The 14,148-nt window shown below is 69.3% G+C and carries 13 protein-coding genes and 3 tRNA genes; all 16 read left to right on the plus strand.

The features are described 5' to 3' along the window. The first annotated feature begins 86 nt into the window (after positions 1-86). Positions 87-2,615: a bifunctional diguanylate cyclase/phosphodiesterase gene (locus ABZ671_RS29255; protein WP_357864196.1), complete on the plus strand. Its 2,529-nt coding sequence runs from the start codon at positions 87-89 to the stop codon at positions 2,613-2,615. Between the two features lie 96 nt (positions 2,616-2,711). Further along, positions 2,712-2,784: transfer RNA gene (locus ABZ671_RS29260), tRNA-Thr, on the plus strand. 26 nt (positions 2,785-2,810) lie between these two features. After that, a tRNA-Met gene (locus ABZ671_RS29265) sits at positions 2,811-2,883 on the plus strand. 131 nt (positions 2,884-3,014) lie between these two features. Continuing rightward, on the plus strand, positions 3,015-3,182 hold the full coding sequence (gene rpmG, locus ABZ671_RS29270) for a 50S ribosomal protein L33 (RefSeq protein WP_092378713.1): 168 nt from the start codon (positions 3,015-3,017) through the stop codon (positions 3,180-3,182). 121 nt (positions 3,183-3,303) lie between these two features. Continuing rightward, positions 3,304-3,750: a MaoC family dehydratase N-terminal domain-containing protein gene (locus ABZ671_RS29275; RefSeq protein ID WP_357864197.1), complete on the plus strand. Its 447-nt coding sequence runs from the start codon at positions 3,304-3,306 to the stop codon at positions 3,748-3,750. Between the two features lie 2 nt (positions 3,751-3,752). Next, positions 3,753-4,145, plus strand: coding sequence for a MaoC family dehydratase (locus tag ABZ671_RS29280; protein WP_357864198.1), 393 nt, complete (start codon positions 3,753-3,755; stop codon positions 4,143-4,145). 129 nt (positions 4,146-4,274) lie between these two features. Further along, positions 4,275-4,347 (plus strand) — tRNA-Trp (locus tag ABZ671_RS29285). 213 nt (positions 4,348-4,560) lie between these two features. After that, the gene (gene secE, locus ABZ671_RS29290) at positions 4,561-4,950 is read left to right on the plus strand and encodes a preprotein translocase subunit SecE (protein WP_357864201.1); all 390 of its coding nucleotides are present in this window, start codon (positions 4,561-4,563) and stop codon (positions 4,948-4,950) included. A gap of 35 nt (positions 4,951-4,985) precedes the next feature. Continuing rightward, a complete protein-coding gene (gene nusG, locus ABZ671_RS29295; RefSeq protein ID WP_357864202.1) occupies positions 4,986-5,708 on the plus strand; it encodes a transcription termination/antitermination protein NusG in 723 nt (240 codons plus the stop codon). A 185-nt stretch (positions 5,709-5,893) separates the two neighbouring features. Beyond that, positions 5,894-6,325 (plus strand): 50S ribosomal protein L11, encoded by a 432-nt coding sequence (rplK, locus tag ABZ671_RS29300; protein ID WP_357864204.1) that lies wholly within the window; start codon positions 5,894-5,896, stop codon positions 6,323-6,325. A gap of 84 nt (positions 6,326-6,409) precedes the next feature. Beyond that, complete coding sequence (gene rplA, locus ABZ671_RS29305) at positions 6,410-7,126, plus strand: 50S ribosomal protein L1 (RefSeq protein WP_357864205.1); 717 nt, start codon at positions 6,410-6,412, stop codon at positions 7,124-7,126. A gap of 77 nt (positions 7,127-7,203) precedes the next feature. Next, complete coding sequence (locus ABZ671_RS29310; protein ID WP_357864207.1) at positions 7,204-8,043, plus strand: ATP-binding cassette domain-containing protein; 840 nt, start codon at positions 7,204-7,206, stop codon at positions 8,041-8,043. Between the two features lie 25 nt (positions 8,044-8,068). Continuing rightward, positions 8,069-8,758, plus strand: coding sequence for a hypothetical protein (locus ABZ671_RS29315; RefSeq protein WP_357864209.1), 690 nt, complete (start codon positions 8,069-8,071; stop codon positions 8,756-8,758). A 363-nt stretch (positions 8,759-9,121) separates the two neighbouring features. Beyond that, a complete protein-coding gene (gene rplJ / locus ABZ671_RS29320) occupies positions 9,122-9,667 on the plus strand; it encodes a 50S ribosomal protein L10 (protein ID WP_357864210.1) in 546 nt (181 codons plus the stop codon). A gap of 55 nt (positions 9,668-9,722) precedes the next feature. Then, entirely contained in the window at positions 9,723-10,112 is a 390-nt protein-coding gene (gene rplL, locus ABZ671_RS29325) for a 50S ribosomal protein L7/L12 (RefSeq protein ID WP_357864212.1), read from the plus strand. A gap of 575 nt (positions 10,113-10,687) precedes the next feature. Continuing rightward, on the plus strand, positions 10,688-14,119 hold the full coding sequence (locus ABZ671_RS29330) for a DNA-directed RNA polymerase subunit beta (protein ID WP_357864213.1): 3,432 nt from the start codon (positions 10,688-10,690) through the stop codon (positions 14,117-14,119). The last annotated feature ends 29 nt before the right edge of the window (positions 14,120-14,148 follow it).

The raw sequence follows: 14,148 nt of genomic DNA on the forward strand, positions 1-14,148 counted from the left end.
CTCGCCTGTCCCCTTCCCGTCTGTCCGGGCAACAGGACCGCCGCGCCGGTGACGCCGCGTCGCGCCTGATTCCAAGAAGGAGCCGGATGATCGGGCGCAATCGATCACGACGCAGGTCGTCCGAGGACGCCTGGATCATCACGGCTCCTTTGGCCTTGGTGGCGGTGGTCTGTGCCACCACCACCGCACTGGTCGTCGATGAGCGTTTCGGCCGTTGGCCGCTGGCCGCATTGCTGCTCATCCTCATGATCGCGGCGGGCCTGCCGTTGCTGAGCGTCATCGTTCGCCGGCAGACACTCGGCGTCACGATTACCGAGCTTCCACTCGTTCTCGCGCTCTACTACCTGCCACCGTTGACGGTGGTTCTCGCCTACACACTAGCCTCGCTGATTGTCCACGTCCGTCAGCGAATGTCCGCTCCGAAGATCTGGTTCAACGTAGCGCGAGCTGCGGCCGGAGCTTCGCTGGCCACCCTGGTGCTTCAGGCGTTTCGGCCGCTGTCCGGCGTCGGCCCGCGGACCTGGGGAAGCATCTTCGTGGCGGTCAGCATGTTGTTGCTGGTCAGCGTCTTGGCGGTGACTGCGGTGCATACGCTGCTGCACGGCTGGCAGACCGGCCGCGGCATCCTGCGCACATCGAAGTCCGGGCTCCTCATCTCCGGCATCAACGTATGCCTCGCGCTGATCGTGCTGATGGTCGTGCAAGCCACCTGGTGGTCGTTGCTGCTGTTGGCCGCGCTCGGTGTCGGCCTGGCCCTGGTCTATCGAACGTACGAGCAGTTCTTCCGCCAGCATCGCACCCTCACCGATCTGTATGACCTGACCCGGGCCGTCATGGAGAGCGGGCAGAGCGGGGCGATCGCCGACGCCCTGCTCGGCCGGGTCCGTGCGTTGATGCAGGCCGAGTACGCCACCCTCTGGCTGCCCGCGCAGGGGCCGTACCCGGAGACCCTGCTGACCGCCCGGGTGGACGACCCGGGCCTGCTGGACATCGTGCGCACTCCGCCGGTGGTCCGGGAGGTGGTGCGAAAGAGTGGCCGGAGCGTCGCCGTCGGCCGGATCGTCACCACCGACGCGACGCTGCGGCCTCTCCTGACCGAACATGGGATCAAGGACATTGTGGTCGTCCCGTTGCGCTCGGGGCAGGTGGTCATCGGCGCGTTGGAGGTCGCCAACCGACTCGGTGACAGCAATCACTTCACTGCGGCCGACATCGCGGTCTTCGAGACAGTTGCCGCGCATGCCGCCGTCGCCCTTGAGAACTCTCGCCTGGTTGACCGGCTGCGCCATGATGCCGATCACGACACGCTGACCAAGCTGCCCAACCGGCGGCGGCTGACCGCCGCGGTGACCGAGGCGGTCAAGATTCGGGCACCGGGCGAGGCGGTGGCGCTTCTGCTGTTCGACGTCGAGCGCTTGCGGCAGGTCAACGAGACGCTCGGTCACGCGGCCGGCGACAAGGTCCTCATCGAGGTCGCCAAACGGCTGCGTGCCTGCGCACCCTCTTCGGCGCTGGTCGGCCGCGCCGGTGGCGATGAGTTTCTGGTGACCCTGCGGCTGGAGAGCGCCGAGGCGGCGCTGGAGTTGGCCGGGCAGCTGCGGGAGCAGATTCGCGACGAGATGGTCTTCGACGCGCTCACCCTCGACGTGGACACTGCCGTCGGGGTCGCCGTGCATCCGGATCACGGCAGCGAGGCGGTGGCGCTACTCCAACGGGTGGACCTGGCCGCGACGGCGGCGAAGTCGGTCCCGGGCAGCGTGCAGCTCTACAGCCCGGCGCTGGAGTCCCGGTTGCTGCGACGGCTGGGCCTCGCCGGCGATCTGCGCAGGGCGCTGGATGACGGCGAGCTGGAGGTCTACTTCCAACCCAAGGTGACGCTGCGGGACCGGCGCCTGGTCGGGGTGGAGTGTCTGGCCCGCTGGGAGCATCCCGTGCACGGCACGGTGGCCCCGGAAGACTTCGTCGCGGTGGCCGAGCACACCGGCCAGCTGGGCCGGCTCACCGAGTTCGTGCTCCGGGAGAGCCTGCGGTACAGCCGGAACTGGAGCCACGGCGAGCAGCCGCTCGCCGTGTCGGTCAACCTCGCCGCCCGCACCCTCACCGACCAACATTTCCCCGCCCTGGTGCGGGAGCTGCTCGACGAGTACGAAGTGCCGCCGCAGCGGCTCACCTTGGAGATCACCGAGTCCGGCGTCCTGGATGGCACCGAACGTCCGATGCCGACCCTGCGGTGCCTGCGTGACCTCGGCGTCCGGCTCTCGGTGGACGACTTCGGCACCGGCAACTCGTCCCTGGCGCAGCTGCGCCGGCTACCGGTGAACGAGGTGAAGGTCGACCGGTCGTTCGTGCAGGGGATGGCGACCGATCCGGGCGACCTGGCCATCGTGAACGCGGTGGTGACGCTCTCCCAGCAGTTCGGCCTGGCGGTGGTCGCCGAGGGCGTGGAGAGCGAGCTGACCCTGGAGCTGCTCCAGGACATCGGCTGCGAGATCGGCCAGGGCTTCCTGTTCAGCCGGCCGCTGCCCTACGAGCGGCTGGAGGCCTGGTTCGGCGCCCAAGCCGACCCGGAGGGGGTCGCCGCCGGCGAGCTGCCCCGTCTGCGTGCGGTGCCCTGAGCTGCACGGACGCGGGAAGGGGGGATCCGATTTCACCTCGGCGGCAAGGTCGTGTACTGTTTCCCCTGCGCGACACCCCACGGGGTGATCGAGCAGGCCCCCTTAGCTCAGTCGGCAGAGCGTCTCCATGGTAAGGAGAAGGTCTACGGTTCGATTCCGTAAGGGGGCTCAGAGGGTTCAGCTGGACCCACCTGCGGCGGTGTAGCTCAGATGGCAGAGCAAGCGGCTCATAATCGCTGTGTCGCCGGTTCAAGTCCGGCCACCGCTACTCTCGCCCGCCGGGTCATCTCGATGGTCGGTGGGATGGGCGCCGAAGGCGCCCACTTTGCATGTCTGCGCGGCAATCGCGTAGGCTGATGCGCTGTAGTTGTTACCCGTTATCGAGGAAGGCACTCCGCCGTGGCGAAGGCGACCGATGTCCGGCCGAAGATCACTTTGGCGTGTGTGGAGTGCAAGGAGCGCAACTACATCACGCGCAAGAACCGTCGTAACGACCCGGACCGCATTGAGCTGAAGAAGTTCTGCCCGCGCGACGGCCGGCACACGGCCCACCGCGAGACCCGCTGACTCCCGGCCGGCTCGCCGGCCCGGTTCCGCAGCACTTCCGAACGCCGATCCGCACGGACGGCGGCCCCAAGCCGCCAGCCCGTCCGGATCGGCGTTTCTGCTTTACGTGTAGGTTCGCGGCATGTCCCTGGACCCGTCCTTCGTCGGCCGGACGTATCCGCCGACCGCCCCCTACCAGGTGGGCCGAGAAAAGATCCGCGAGTTCGCCACCGCTATCGGTGCCACCGACCCGGCCCACCACGACCCTGAGGCCGCCCGGGCGCTCGGTCACCCCGACGTGGTCGCCCCGCCGACCTTTCCGGTGATCGTGACCATGGCCGCCAGCCGGCAGATCATCGAGGACCCGGCGCTCGGCGTCGACTACAGCCGGGTCGTCCACGGCGACCAGCGCTTCGCGTACACCCGGCCGGTGGTGGCCGGCGACGAGCTGGTCTGCGTCAACACCATCGAGGAGATCAACAACCGGGGTGGGCACGGCTTCCTGACCACCCGCACCGACGTGAGCACCGCCGCCGGCGAGCCGGTGGTGGCCGTCTGGTCCAAGCTCGTCGTACGCGGGGAGGACTGACCGTGGAGCTGCCCACCCAGACGTTCCGGGTGACCCGTGCGGACCTGGTCCGCTACGCGGGCGCCTCGGGCGACTTCAACCCCATCCACTGGAGCGACCGCACCGCCACCAAGGTCGGCCTGCCCGGAGTCATCGCCCACGGCATGTTCACGATGGCGCTCGTCGGCCGGGCGGTGTCCGCCTGGGCCGGTGCGCCGGATGCGGTGGTCGACTTCGGCGTGCGCTTCACCCGCCCGGTGGTCGTGCCGGACACCGACGAGGGCACCGAGATCGTGGTCAACGCGGTGGTCAAGGAGGTCACCGAGGCGGGCCTGACCAGGCTCGACATCACCGCGACCTGCCACGGGGACAAGGTCCTCTCGCAGGCCCGGGCAACCGTCCGGACGCCTCGCTGAGGGGCGTGTCGACGCGCGAGGGGTAGACCGGTTGGGAAAGTCGCCCGACTACCCGTACACTGGTCCGCCGTGGGGCAAGTGACCCCCACCCGGCACTGCGCTGCTCGGGTTGGGGGTGAGTTGTCGCACAGGGGTGTAGCTCAATTGGCAGAGCAGCGGTCTCCAAAACCGCAGGCTGCAGGTTCAAGTCCTGTCACCCCTGCGCCTCAGGCCTGACCGCTCCCGTGGGTCGCGCCGCCGTACGGCGGCGTTCGGCTCGTGGTGGTGGCACCGGCGGGGTGGTTCCGAGGCATTCGGGCCCTCCCGGCCGGTCCGCCGGCCGCGGCCCGTCGCGGGACGGTTGGTCCGGCCGGCGTGACCACACGCCGCGCACGCCCCATCGGCGTGCGACCCGAGATCCCGCACGGAGGGCGAAGTGGCCGAGAACAAGCGGCGCGGCGAGGACGCCGGCGACGAGCGTCTGCCTGAGGACGCGGTCGTCGACCCGGCCGCAGACGACGCCACCAGCGAGGACGAGCCGGTTTCCCGGGGCGGCACCGCCACCCGTGAGCGGGCCCGCGCCGAGTCGACCGAGGGTCGGAAGACCCGCAAGGACACCGAGCGGATCGGACTCTTCGCCCGTATCGCGCGGTTCTTCCGCGAGGTCGTGGCCGAGCTGCGTAAGGTCATCTGGCCGACCCGCAAGGAGCTGCTGACCTACACGGCTGTGGTGGTCACCTTCGTCGCGGTGATGCTGACGATCGTGGCCGGCCTGGACTACGGCTTCGCGAAGGCGGTCCTGTGGGTCTTCGGTAACCCCAGCTGACCGGCTACCAGCGATACTGACGGAAGTGAGCGAGCGTGCCTGAGTACGACGAGACCGCCGAGACCCCGGGCGAGCAGTCCACGGTGGCGACGGCGGCCAACAACGAGTCGGTCGAGGCCGCCAGCGAGTCGGAATTCCCGACCACCGAGCCCGCACCGGAGGAGGAGTTCGACCCGGTCGCCGAGCTGCGCCAGAAGCTGCGCTACGCGCCCGGCGACTGGTACGTGGTGCACTCGTACGCCGGCTACGAGAACAAGGTCAAGACCAACCTCGAGACCCGGATCACCTCCCTCGACATGGAGGACTTCATCTACCAGGTCGAGGTGCCGACCCGGGAAGAGGTCGAGGTCAAGAACGGGAAGCGGTCGCAGGTTCAGGCGAAGGTCTTCCCGGGCTACATCCTGGTCCGGATGGAGTTGACCGCCGAGTCCTACTCCTGCGTCCGGAACACCCCGGGGGTCACCGGGTTCGTCGGCGCGACCGACCGGGCCGACCGGCCGGCGCCGCTGAGCCTCGACGAGGTGCTGAAGTGGCTGGCCCCGGCGGTCGAGGCCGTGGAGAAGAAGGCCAAGCCCGAGGTCAGGGTCCTCGACTTCGAGGTTGGTGACTCGGTCACCGTCACCGACGGCGCCTTCGCCTCGCTGCCGGCGACGATCAGCGAGATCAACGCCGACCAGCAGAAGCTCAAGGTGCTGGTGTCGATCTTCGGCCGGGAGACGCCGGTCGAGCTCAACTTCAACCAGGTCGCCAAGATCTGACGTACGCCGTGCACCGGCGGTGGGCTCCCGGCCCGCCGCCGGTGCGTTGTTTCTCCGTCCTGTCGGACCTCGGCCGAGGCGGCGGCGGACGGCTGCGCTACCCTAGAACGTCGGCTGTCCGCACCGCGCTGACCGTGCGCGCTCGCGGCGGGCGAAAATCCCAGTTCCAAGCCCCAGGAAGAGACATGCCTCCGAAGAAGAAGCTCGTCAAGACGTTCACGCTTCAGCTGCCGGCGGGCCAGGCCACCCCGGCGCCGCCGGTCGGCCCCGCGCTCGGCCAGCACGGCGTGAACATCATGGAGTTCTGCAAGTCCTACAACGCGCAGACCGAGTCGCAGCGGGGCGACATCGTCCCCGCCGAGATCAGCGTGTACGAGGACCGGACCTTCACCTTCGTGCTGAAGACCCCGCCCGCCGCCCGGCTGCTGATCAAGGCCGCCGGCGTGCAGAAGGGCTCGGGTGTCCCGCACAAGGAGAAGGTCGGCTCGCTGACCCGTGCCCAGGTGCGCGAGATCGCCGAGAAGAAGATGGCGGACCTCAACGCCAACGACCTCGACCAGGCCGAGAAGATCATCGCCGGCACCGCCCGGTCGATGGGCCTGACGGTCACCGACTGACCTCGCCGCACCGCTCCACTCGATCAGTTCGTGGGAGGGTCGCGGACGTCGCGGGCCCGCCAAAGACCACAGGAGTAACCAGACATGCAGCGCAGCAAGAACTACCGCAAGGCCGCCGAGGTCATCGACCGGTCGAAGCTCTACTCCCCGGCCGAGGCTGTCAAGCTGGCCAAGGAGACCACCAACCTCAAGTTCGACGCCACGGTCGAGGTCGCCATGCGCCTCGGCGTCGACCCCCGCAAGGCGGACCAGATGGTTCGCGGCACGGTCAACCTGCCGCACGGCACCGGTAAGACCGCCCGCGTGATCGTCTTCGCCGCCGGCGTGAAGGCCGAGGAGGCCGCCGCCGCGGGTGCCGACGAGGTGGGCACCGACGAGCTGGTCGCCCGTATCCAGGGCGGTTGGCTGGACTTCGACGCGGCGATCGCCACCCCGGACCAGATGGCCAAGATCGGCCGGATCGCGCGGATCCTGGGCCCGCGCGGCCTGATGCCGAACCCGAAGACCGGCACGGTGACCATGGACGTCGCCAAGGCCGTCTCGGACATCAAGGGCGGCAAGATCACCTTCCGGGTGGACAAGCACTCCAACCTGCACCTGATCATCGGCAAGGCCTCGTTCTCCGAGTCCCAGCTGATCGACAACTACGCGGCGGTGCTGGACGAGGTGCTGCGCTCGAAGCCGTCCGCGGCCAAGGGCAAGTACCTGAAGAAGGTCACCCTCACCACCACCATGGGCCCGGGCGTCCCGGTCGACCCGAACGCGGTGAAGAACCTGACCGAGGCTTCGGCCGAGGCCTGAGTACGACTGCCCCGACGGGGCCCCGCCACGTGAGTGGCGGGGCCCCGTTCGTCTGTTCGTCGTGGCAGGCTCGGCTCATGCTGTTGGAGGACGTCTGGTTCCGCTATCACCGGCGCGGCCCGTGGGTGCTACGAAAGGCCGGGGTGCGGATCGACCCGGGCGAGGCGGCGGTGGTGCTCGGCCGCAACGGTGTGGGCAAGTCCACACTCCTCCAGCTCGCCGCGGGTGGGCTCCGGCCGACCCGGGGTCGGGTCGTCGACCGGCCCGGCGCCGTCGGCTGGGTGCCGGAGCGCTTTCCCGCCGACCAGCCGTTCACCGTGGCGCAATATCTCACCGCGATGGGCCGGCTGGCCGGCCTCTCCGGGCCAGCGGCCGACCGGGCGGTGCGGCGCTGGGTGGACCGGCTCGGCCTGACCCGGTTCGAGGGGGTCCGGTTGCCCCAGTTGTCGAAGGGCACCGCCCAGAAGGTCGGCCTGGCCCAGGCGCTGCTGCGGCCGCCCGGCCTGCTCGTTCTGGACGAGCCGTGGGAGGGGCTCGACGCCGCCGCCCGCGAGCTGGTGCCGGAGTTCATCGACGAGGTGCTCGCCGACGGCGGCATGGCGCTGGTCAGCGACCACCGCGGCGAGACGGTGCGGCTGCCCGGCGCCCGGCAATGGACGGTCGACGGCGGCACGGTGACCGAGGAGGCGCCGTCCGGGGGCGTAGCCATGGCGGTGGTCGAGCTGGCGGTCCCGGCCGACCGGGTCACGGCCGCCGTCGCCCGGTTGCGCGCCGACGGACACCACGTCCTCCGGGTACGCGACCACCCCGCCCCGCCTCCCGCCACGCGACCCGACGCCGATCCGCCGCCTGTCTCGCCCCCGATCCGGGGTCGATACCCGACTCGGAGAGCGGCGTGCCGGAAGAGCGGGGCCTGACCGGTCCGGCTCGGGAGGTGACCCGGTGAGCGCGCTGGTCCGGCTGCGGCTCGCCGGGTTTCTGCGTACCGGACGGGCGCTGGCGCCGGTGTTGGCCGGCCTGTTGGCCCTCGGCGTCCTCTACGGCGGCGGCCGGGCCCGGCCGGCGGAGGCGTACGGCGTCTCCGCGGTGGTGCTCTTTCCGGTGCTGGCCTGGCAGACGAAGATTCTGCTGGACGTGGAGCCGGACGGGCAGCGTCGGCTGGCCCGAGTGCTGGTCGGCCCGGCCCGTGAGCACCTCGCCGGCCTGCTCGCCGCGGTGGTGGCCGGGCTCGGCACGGTGGCCGTCGCGATGGTCTTTCCCTGGCTGGTGGGCGGGGTGACCGGCACCACCGGCCCGGGGGACCGGCCGGTGGCCGCCGGGGTGGCGCTCGGACTCTGGGCACACCTGCTCGCCCTGCCGGCGGCGGTGGCGGTGGGCGCGCTGGCCAGCCGGGCGATCACCCGCAGCGCCGGGTACGGCGTGGTCGTGCTGACGCTGGGCGTGGTCGGGGTGCTGGTCCTCGGGCTCTCCGGCTCGGTGGCGCCGTGGCTGGTGCCGCCGGTGCTGCCGACCGCCCGGGCGCTGACCGGCGAGCTGGCGATCGCCTCCGGCCTGCTGCTGACCGCCTGGGCGTCGGCCTGGGCGGCCGTGGCCCTGACCGGGTACGCCTGGAGCCGCCGCACCCGCCCTTGACCCTGCCTGCGCCTCCGGGTCCGCGCGATCTTGGAGCCCGGGCCGAGGGTGGGTGAGCGAGGGCACTCGGGGGGGCGATTTGGTGGCACCGGGTCACGTCGCGTAGTCTTCGCGGGTAGTTCCACCCAGAGACCGCTGGTCACCGTGCCCCGGCACGGTCGAAGGTCCCGCGATGACGGGCGACCCGCGCAGGGCGGCAAGCGAAAATCGGTGCTGTGCGTGGTCCGCCGACCAGGCCCGTGTGCCGGCCCTCGCCCCGTGCGCCCTGCGCCGGGGCTTTTTCGTTGTCGTGATGCCTCCGCGCCGGCGCGAGCCTCCGCTCGTCGCCGGCGTACCAGCTCCGAGTAACGAGAGAGGAGGGACATGGCGGACAAGCCGATCCGGGCTGACAAGGCCACGGCCGTCGTCGAGCTGACCGAGAGCTTCCGCAACGCGGGGGCCACCGTGCTGACCGAGTACCGCGGGCTCACGGTTTCTCAGCTCACCCAGCTGCGGCGCTCGCTCGGCAAGGAGACCACCTACACGGTCGCGAAGAACACGCTGGCGAAGCGTGCCGCGACCGACGCGGGCATCTCCGGCCTCGACGAGCTGTTCACCGGTCCTACCGCGCTGACTTTCGTTTCGGGCGACGTCGTCGAGGCGGCGAAGGGGCTTCGCGACTTCGCGAAGGCCAACCCGAAGCTCGTCATCAAGGGCGGTGTCTTCGAGGGCAAGGCCATCACCGCGGCCGAGGTCACGAAGCTCGCCGACCTGGAGTCCCGCGAGGTGCTGCTGGCGAAGCTGGCCGGCGCCATGAAGGGCAACCTGAGCAAGGCCGCGGCCCTGTTCCAGGCTCCGCTCGCCAAGACCGCGCGTCTGGCGGCCGCCCTGCAGGACAAGCGCGAGAAGGAGGGCGCCGAGGCGGCCTGAGGCCACCCGGCGCACCCACGTTCTTAGTTAAACCATTCAGGAAAGGACGCCAGCCATGGCGAAGCTCAGCACCGAAGAGCTGCTCGACGCGTTCAAGGAGATGACGCTGATCGAGCTCTCCGAGTTCGTGAAGCAGTTCGAGGAGACCTTCGAGGTCACCGCCGCCGCTCCGGCCGCGATGATGATGGCCGGTCCGGCCGCCGGCGGTGCCGCCGCCGAGGCCGAGCCGGAGAAGGACGAGTTCGACGTCGTCCTCGAGGCCGACGGTGGCAAGAAGATCCAGGTCATCAAGGTCGTGCGTGAGCTGACCGGCCTGGGCCTGAAGGAGGCCAAGGACCTGGTCGAGGCCGCGCCGAAGCCGGTTCTGGAGAAGGTCAACAAGGAGACCGCCGACAAGGCCAAGGCCAAGCTCGAGGGCGAAGGCGCCAAGGTCACCCTCAAGTGACCTTGAGGTCGACCTGACGCGCGTCCGGCTCACGTGAGCCGGGGCACACCGCGTCTCGGCGGGCGGTGATCCGGAGACGGATCGCCGCCCGCTGTGGTTGGCGGGGCTCCGGCGGCAGCGGCGTGAGCAGGGCGTCCGCGTCCGGCGTGCGACTCGGGCAGTGACGTCTGTGGCTAGTCCGTCGGGGGGAAAGCCACCTCGACCGGTAACCGGCCCTTGACGCGGCACGGCCTGGCAGGCACGCTGGCAGCAGCAAGACCTTCCGCGCTTGCAACGGCCGCCTCTCGGGAATGGCAGCGATAGCACCACGGCTGCCGCAACCGAGCGGCCCGGCAGGAGCGTCGCGTTCCGAGCGGCCCGGTAGACCCGGTTTTTTCGGGGTCCCGAGGCAAGTTCCGCGACGACCTGCGGGGTGGGCTGGACAGCGGTTAGCCTCTCGGCTACACTGCTAGTTTGCGCTGCCTTCCGAATTGACCCCTGCTCGGAAATGTCCGTTTGTGGATAATTTCTGGTGGGGTCATTGGAGTGCACGCGTACCAGCCGTTATGCAGCACCGGTCCTCGGAAGGACGCATCTTGGCAGCTTCCCGCCCTGCGAAGACCAGTCGTACGTCGAGCGCTTTCGCGCCCCGCCGAGTTTCTTTCGGCAGGATCACCGAACACCTCGAGGTCCCCAACCTCCTCGCCATCCAGAACGAGTCCTTCGACTGGCTGGTCGGCAACGAGGCTTGGCAGGGCCGGTCGGCGGACGACCCGCACGCACGCTCGGGTCTCGCGGAGATCCTCGACGAGATCAGTCCCATTGAGGACTTCTCCGGCACCATGTCGCTCTCCTTCTCGGCTCCGCGCTTCGACGAGGTCAAGGCCTCGATCGAGGAGTGCAAGGAGAAGGACCTGACCTACTGCGCCCCGCTGTTCGTGACGGCGGAGTTCACCAACAACACCACCGGCGAGATCAAGAGCCAGACGGTGTTCATGGGTGACTTCCCGATGATGACGCCGAAGGGCACCTTCATCATCAACGGCACCGAGCGCGTCGTGGTGAGCCAGCTCGTCCGCTCGCCGGGCGTCTACTTCGACAAGCAGCCGGACAAGACCTCCGACCGCGACCTCTCCAGCGTCAAGGTCATCCCGAGTCGGGGTGCCTGGCTGGAGTTCGACATCGACAAGCGCGACACGGTCGGCGTTCGCATCGACCGTAAGCGCCGGCAGGCCGTCACCGTCCTGCTCAAGGCCATCGGGTGGTCGGCGGAGCAGATCCGCGAGAAGTTCGGCTGGTCCGAGCTGATGATGACCACGCTCGAGAAGGACCACATCGCCGGCCAGGACGAGGCCCTGCTCGACATCTACCGCAAGCTCCGCCCTGGCGAGCCGCCGACCCGTGAGAACGCCCAGACCCTGCTGGACAACCTCTTCTTCAACCCGAAGCGGTACGACGTCGCCAAGGTCGGGCGCTACAAGTTCAACAAGAAGCTCGAAGTGGACGTGCCGATCACCACCGGCACGCTGACCGAGGACGACATCGTCGCCACCGTGGAATATCTCTGCCGGCTGCACGCCGGTGAGGAGGGCTACGAGGCCGACGACATCGACCACTTCGGCAACCGCCGCCTGCGTACCGTGGGCGAGTTGATCCAGAACCAGGTCCGGGTCGGCCTGTCCCGGATGGAGCGCGTCGTCCGCGAGCGGATGACCACCCAGGACGTCGAGGCGATCACTCCGCAGACCCTGATCAACATCCGCCCGGTGGTGGCGGCGATCAAGGAGTTCTTCGGCACGTCGCAGCTGTCCCAGTTCATGGACCAGACCAACCCGCTGGCGGGCCTGACCCACCGGCGCCGGCTGAGCGCGCTCGGCCCGGGTGGTCTGTCCCGGGAGCGGGCCGGCTTCGAGGTGCGCGACGTGCACCCGTCCCACTACGGCCGGATGTGCCCGATCGAGACGCCGGAAGGCCCGAACATCGGTCTGATCGGCGCACTCTCCACCTTCGCCCGGGTCAACCCGTTCGGCTTCATCGAGACGCCGTACCGGAAGGTCGTCGACGGTCGGGTCACCGACCAGATCGACTACCTGACCGCGGACGAGGAGGACCGGTTCGTCAAGGCGCAGGCCAACGCCCCGCTGAACGCCGACGGGTCGTTCGCCGAGGACCGCGTCCTGGTCCGCCGTAAGGGTGGTGAGACCGAGGACGTGCCGCCGTCGGCCGTGGACTACATGGACGTCTCGCCGCGGCAGATGACCTCCGTCGCGACCGCGATGATTCCGTTCCTTGAGCACGACGACGCCAACCGCGCGCTCATGGGCGCGAACATGCAGCGTCAGGCGGTGCCGCTGGTCAAGGCCGAGTCCCCGCTGGTCGGCACGGGTATGGAATACCGGGCCGCCGTTGACGCCGGTGACGTGGTCGTCGCCGAGGTCGGCGGTGTGGTCGAGGACCTCTGCGCGGACTACATCACCGTCCACCAGGACGACGGCCACCGCCGGACGTACCTGCTGCACAAGTTCCGCCGCTCCAACGCCGGCTCCTGCGTCAACCAGAAGCCGGTCGTCTTCGAGGGTGACCGCGTCGAGGCCGGCCAGGTCATCGCCGATGGTCCGTGCACCGACGAGGGCGAGATGGCGCTCGGGCGCAACCTGCTCGTGGCGTTCATGACCTGGGAGGGTCACAACTACGAGGACGCGATCATCCTGTCGCAGCGCCTCGTGCAGCAGGACGTGCTCACCTCGATCCACATCGAGGAGCACGAGGTCGACGCGCGGGACACCAAGCTCGGCCCGGAGGAGATCACCCGCGACATCCCGAACGTCAGCGAGGAGATGCTCGCCGACCTCGATGAGCGGGGCATCATCCGGATCGGCGCCGAGGTCGTACCCGGCGACATCCTGGTCGGCAAGGTCACCCCGAAGGGTGAGACCGAGCTGACCCCCGAGGAGCGGCTGCTCCGCGCGATCTTCGGTGAGAAGGCGCGCGAGGTCCGGGACACCTCGCTGAAGGTGCCGCACGGTGAGACCGGCACGGTCATCGGCGTGCGTACCTTCTCCCGCGAGGACGGCGACGAGCTGCCCCCGGGCGTCAATGAGCTGGTCCGGGTCTACGTGGCCCAGAAGCGCAAGATCCAGGACGGTGACAAGCTCGCGGGCCGCCACGGCAACAAGGGCGTCATCTCCAAGATCCTGCCGATCGAGGACATGCCGTTCCTGGAGGACGGCACCCCGGTCGACATCGTGCTGAACCCGCTCGGTGTGCCGTCCCGGATGAACATCGGTCAGGTCCTGGAGACTCACCTCGGTTGGGTGGCCAAGACCGGCTGGAGCGTCGACGGCGACGACACCGAGTGGAAGCGCCAGCTCCGCTCGATCGAGGCGCACGAGTCCGAGCCGGACACCAACGTGGCCACCCCGGTCTTCGACGGTGCCCGCGAGGAAGAGATCTCCGGTCTGCTCGCGTCGACCCTGCCCAACCGGGACGGCAAGCAGCTGATCGGCTCCTCCGGCAAGGCGCAGCTGTTCGACGGCCGCTCGGGCGAGCCGCTGCCGGACCCGATCGCGGTCGGTTACATCTACATCCTGAAGCTCAACCACCTGGTCGACGACAAGATCCACGCCCGGTCGACCGGCCCGTACTCGATGATCACGCAGCAGCCGTTGGGTGGTAAGGCGCAGTTCGGTGGCCAGCGCTTCGGTGAGATGGAGTGCTGGGCGATGCAGGCGTACGGTGCCGCGTACGCCCTGCAGGAGCTCCTGACGATCAAGTCCGACGACGTCCTCGGCCGGGTGAAGGTCTACGAGGCGATCGTCAAGGGCGAGAACATCCCCGAGCCGGGCATTCCGGAGTCGTTCAAGGTGCTGCTCAAGGAGCTGCAGTCGCTGTGCCTCAACGTCGAGGTGCTCTCCAGCGACGGTGTGGCCCTGGAGATGCGCGAGACCGACGACGAGGTGTTCCGGGCCGCGGAGGAGCTGGGCATCGACCTGTCCCGGCGCGAGCCGAGCTCGGTCGAAGAGGTCTGAGGCGAGCAGTCGGGAGCCGGCGACGCCGG

Source organism: Micromonospora sp. NPDC006766 (assembly GCF_040636055.1).
Taxonomy (GTDB): Bacteria; Actinomycetota; Actinomycetes; order Mycobacteriales; family Micromonosporaceae; genus Micromonospora.

Bases quoted from the DNA above. Each gene is read 5' to 3' on its own strand.
- ABZ671_RS29310 (WP_357864207.1), top strand. From the start codon at position 7,204: ATGCTGTTGGAGGACGTCTGGTTCCGCTATCACCGGCGCGGCCCGTGG.
- ABZ671_RS29255 (WP_357864196.1), top strand. From the start codon at position 87: ATGATCGGGCGCAATCGATCACGACGCAGGTCGTCCGAGGACGCCTGG.
- rplJ (WP_357864210.1), top strand. From the start codon at position 9,122: ATGGCGGACAAGCCGATCCGGGCTGACAAGGCCACGGCCGTCGTCGAG.
- ABZ671_RS29275 (WP_357864197.1), top strand. From the start codon at position 3,304: ATGTCCCTGGACCCGTCCTTCGTCGGCCGGACGTATCCGCCGACCGCC.
- rplL (WP_357864212.1), top strand. From the start codon at position 9,723: ATGGCGAAGCTCAGCACCGAAGAGCTGCTCGACGCGTTCAAGGAGATG.
- rplA (WP_357864205.1), top strand. From the start codon at position 6,410: ATGCAGCGCAGCAAGAACTACCGCAAGGCCGCCGAGGTCATCGACCGG.
- rplK (WP_357864204.1), top strand. From the start codon at position 5,894: ATGCCTCCGAAGAAGAAGCTCGTCAAGACGTTCACGCTTCAGCTGCCG.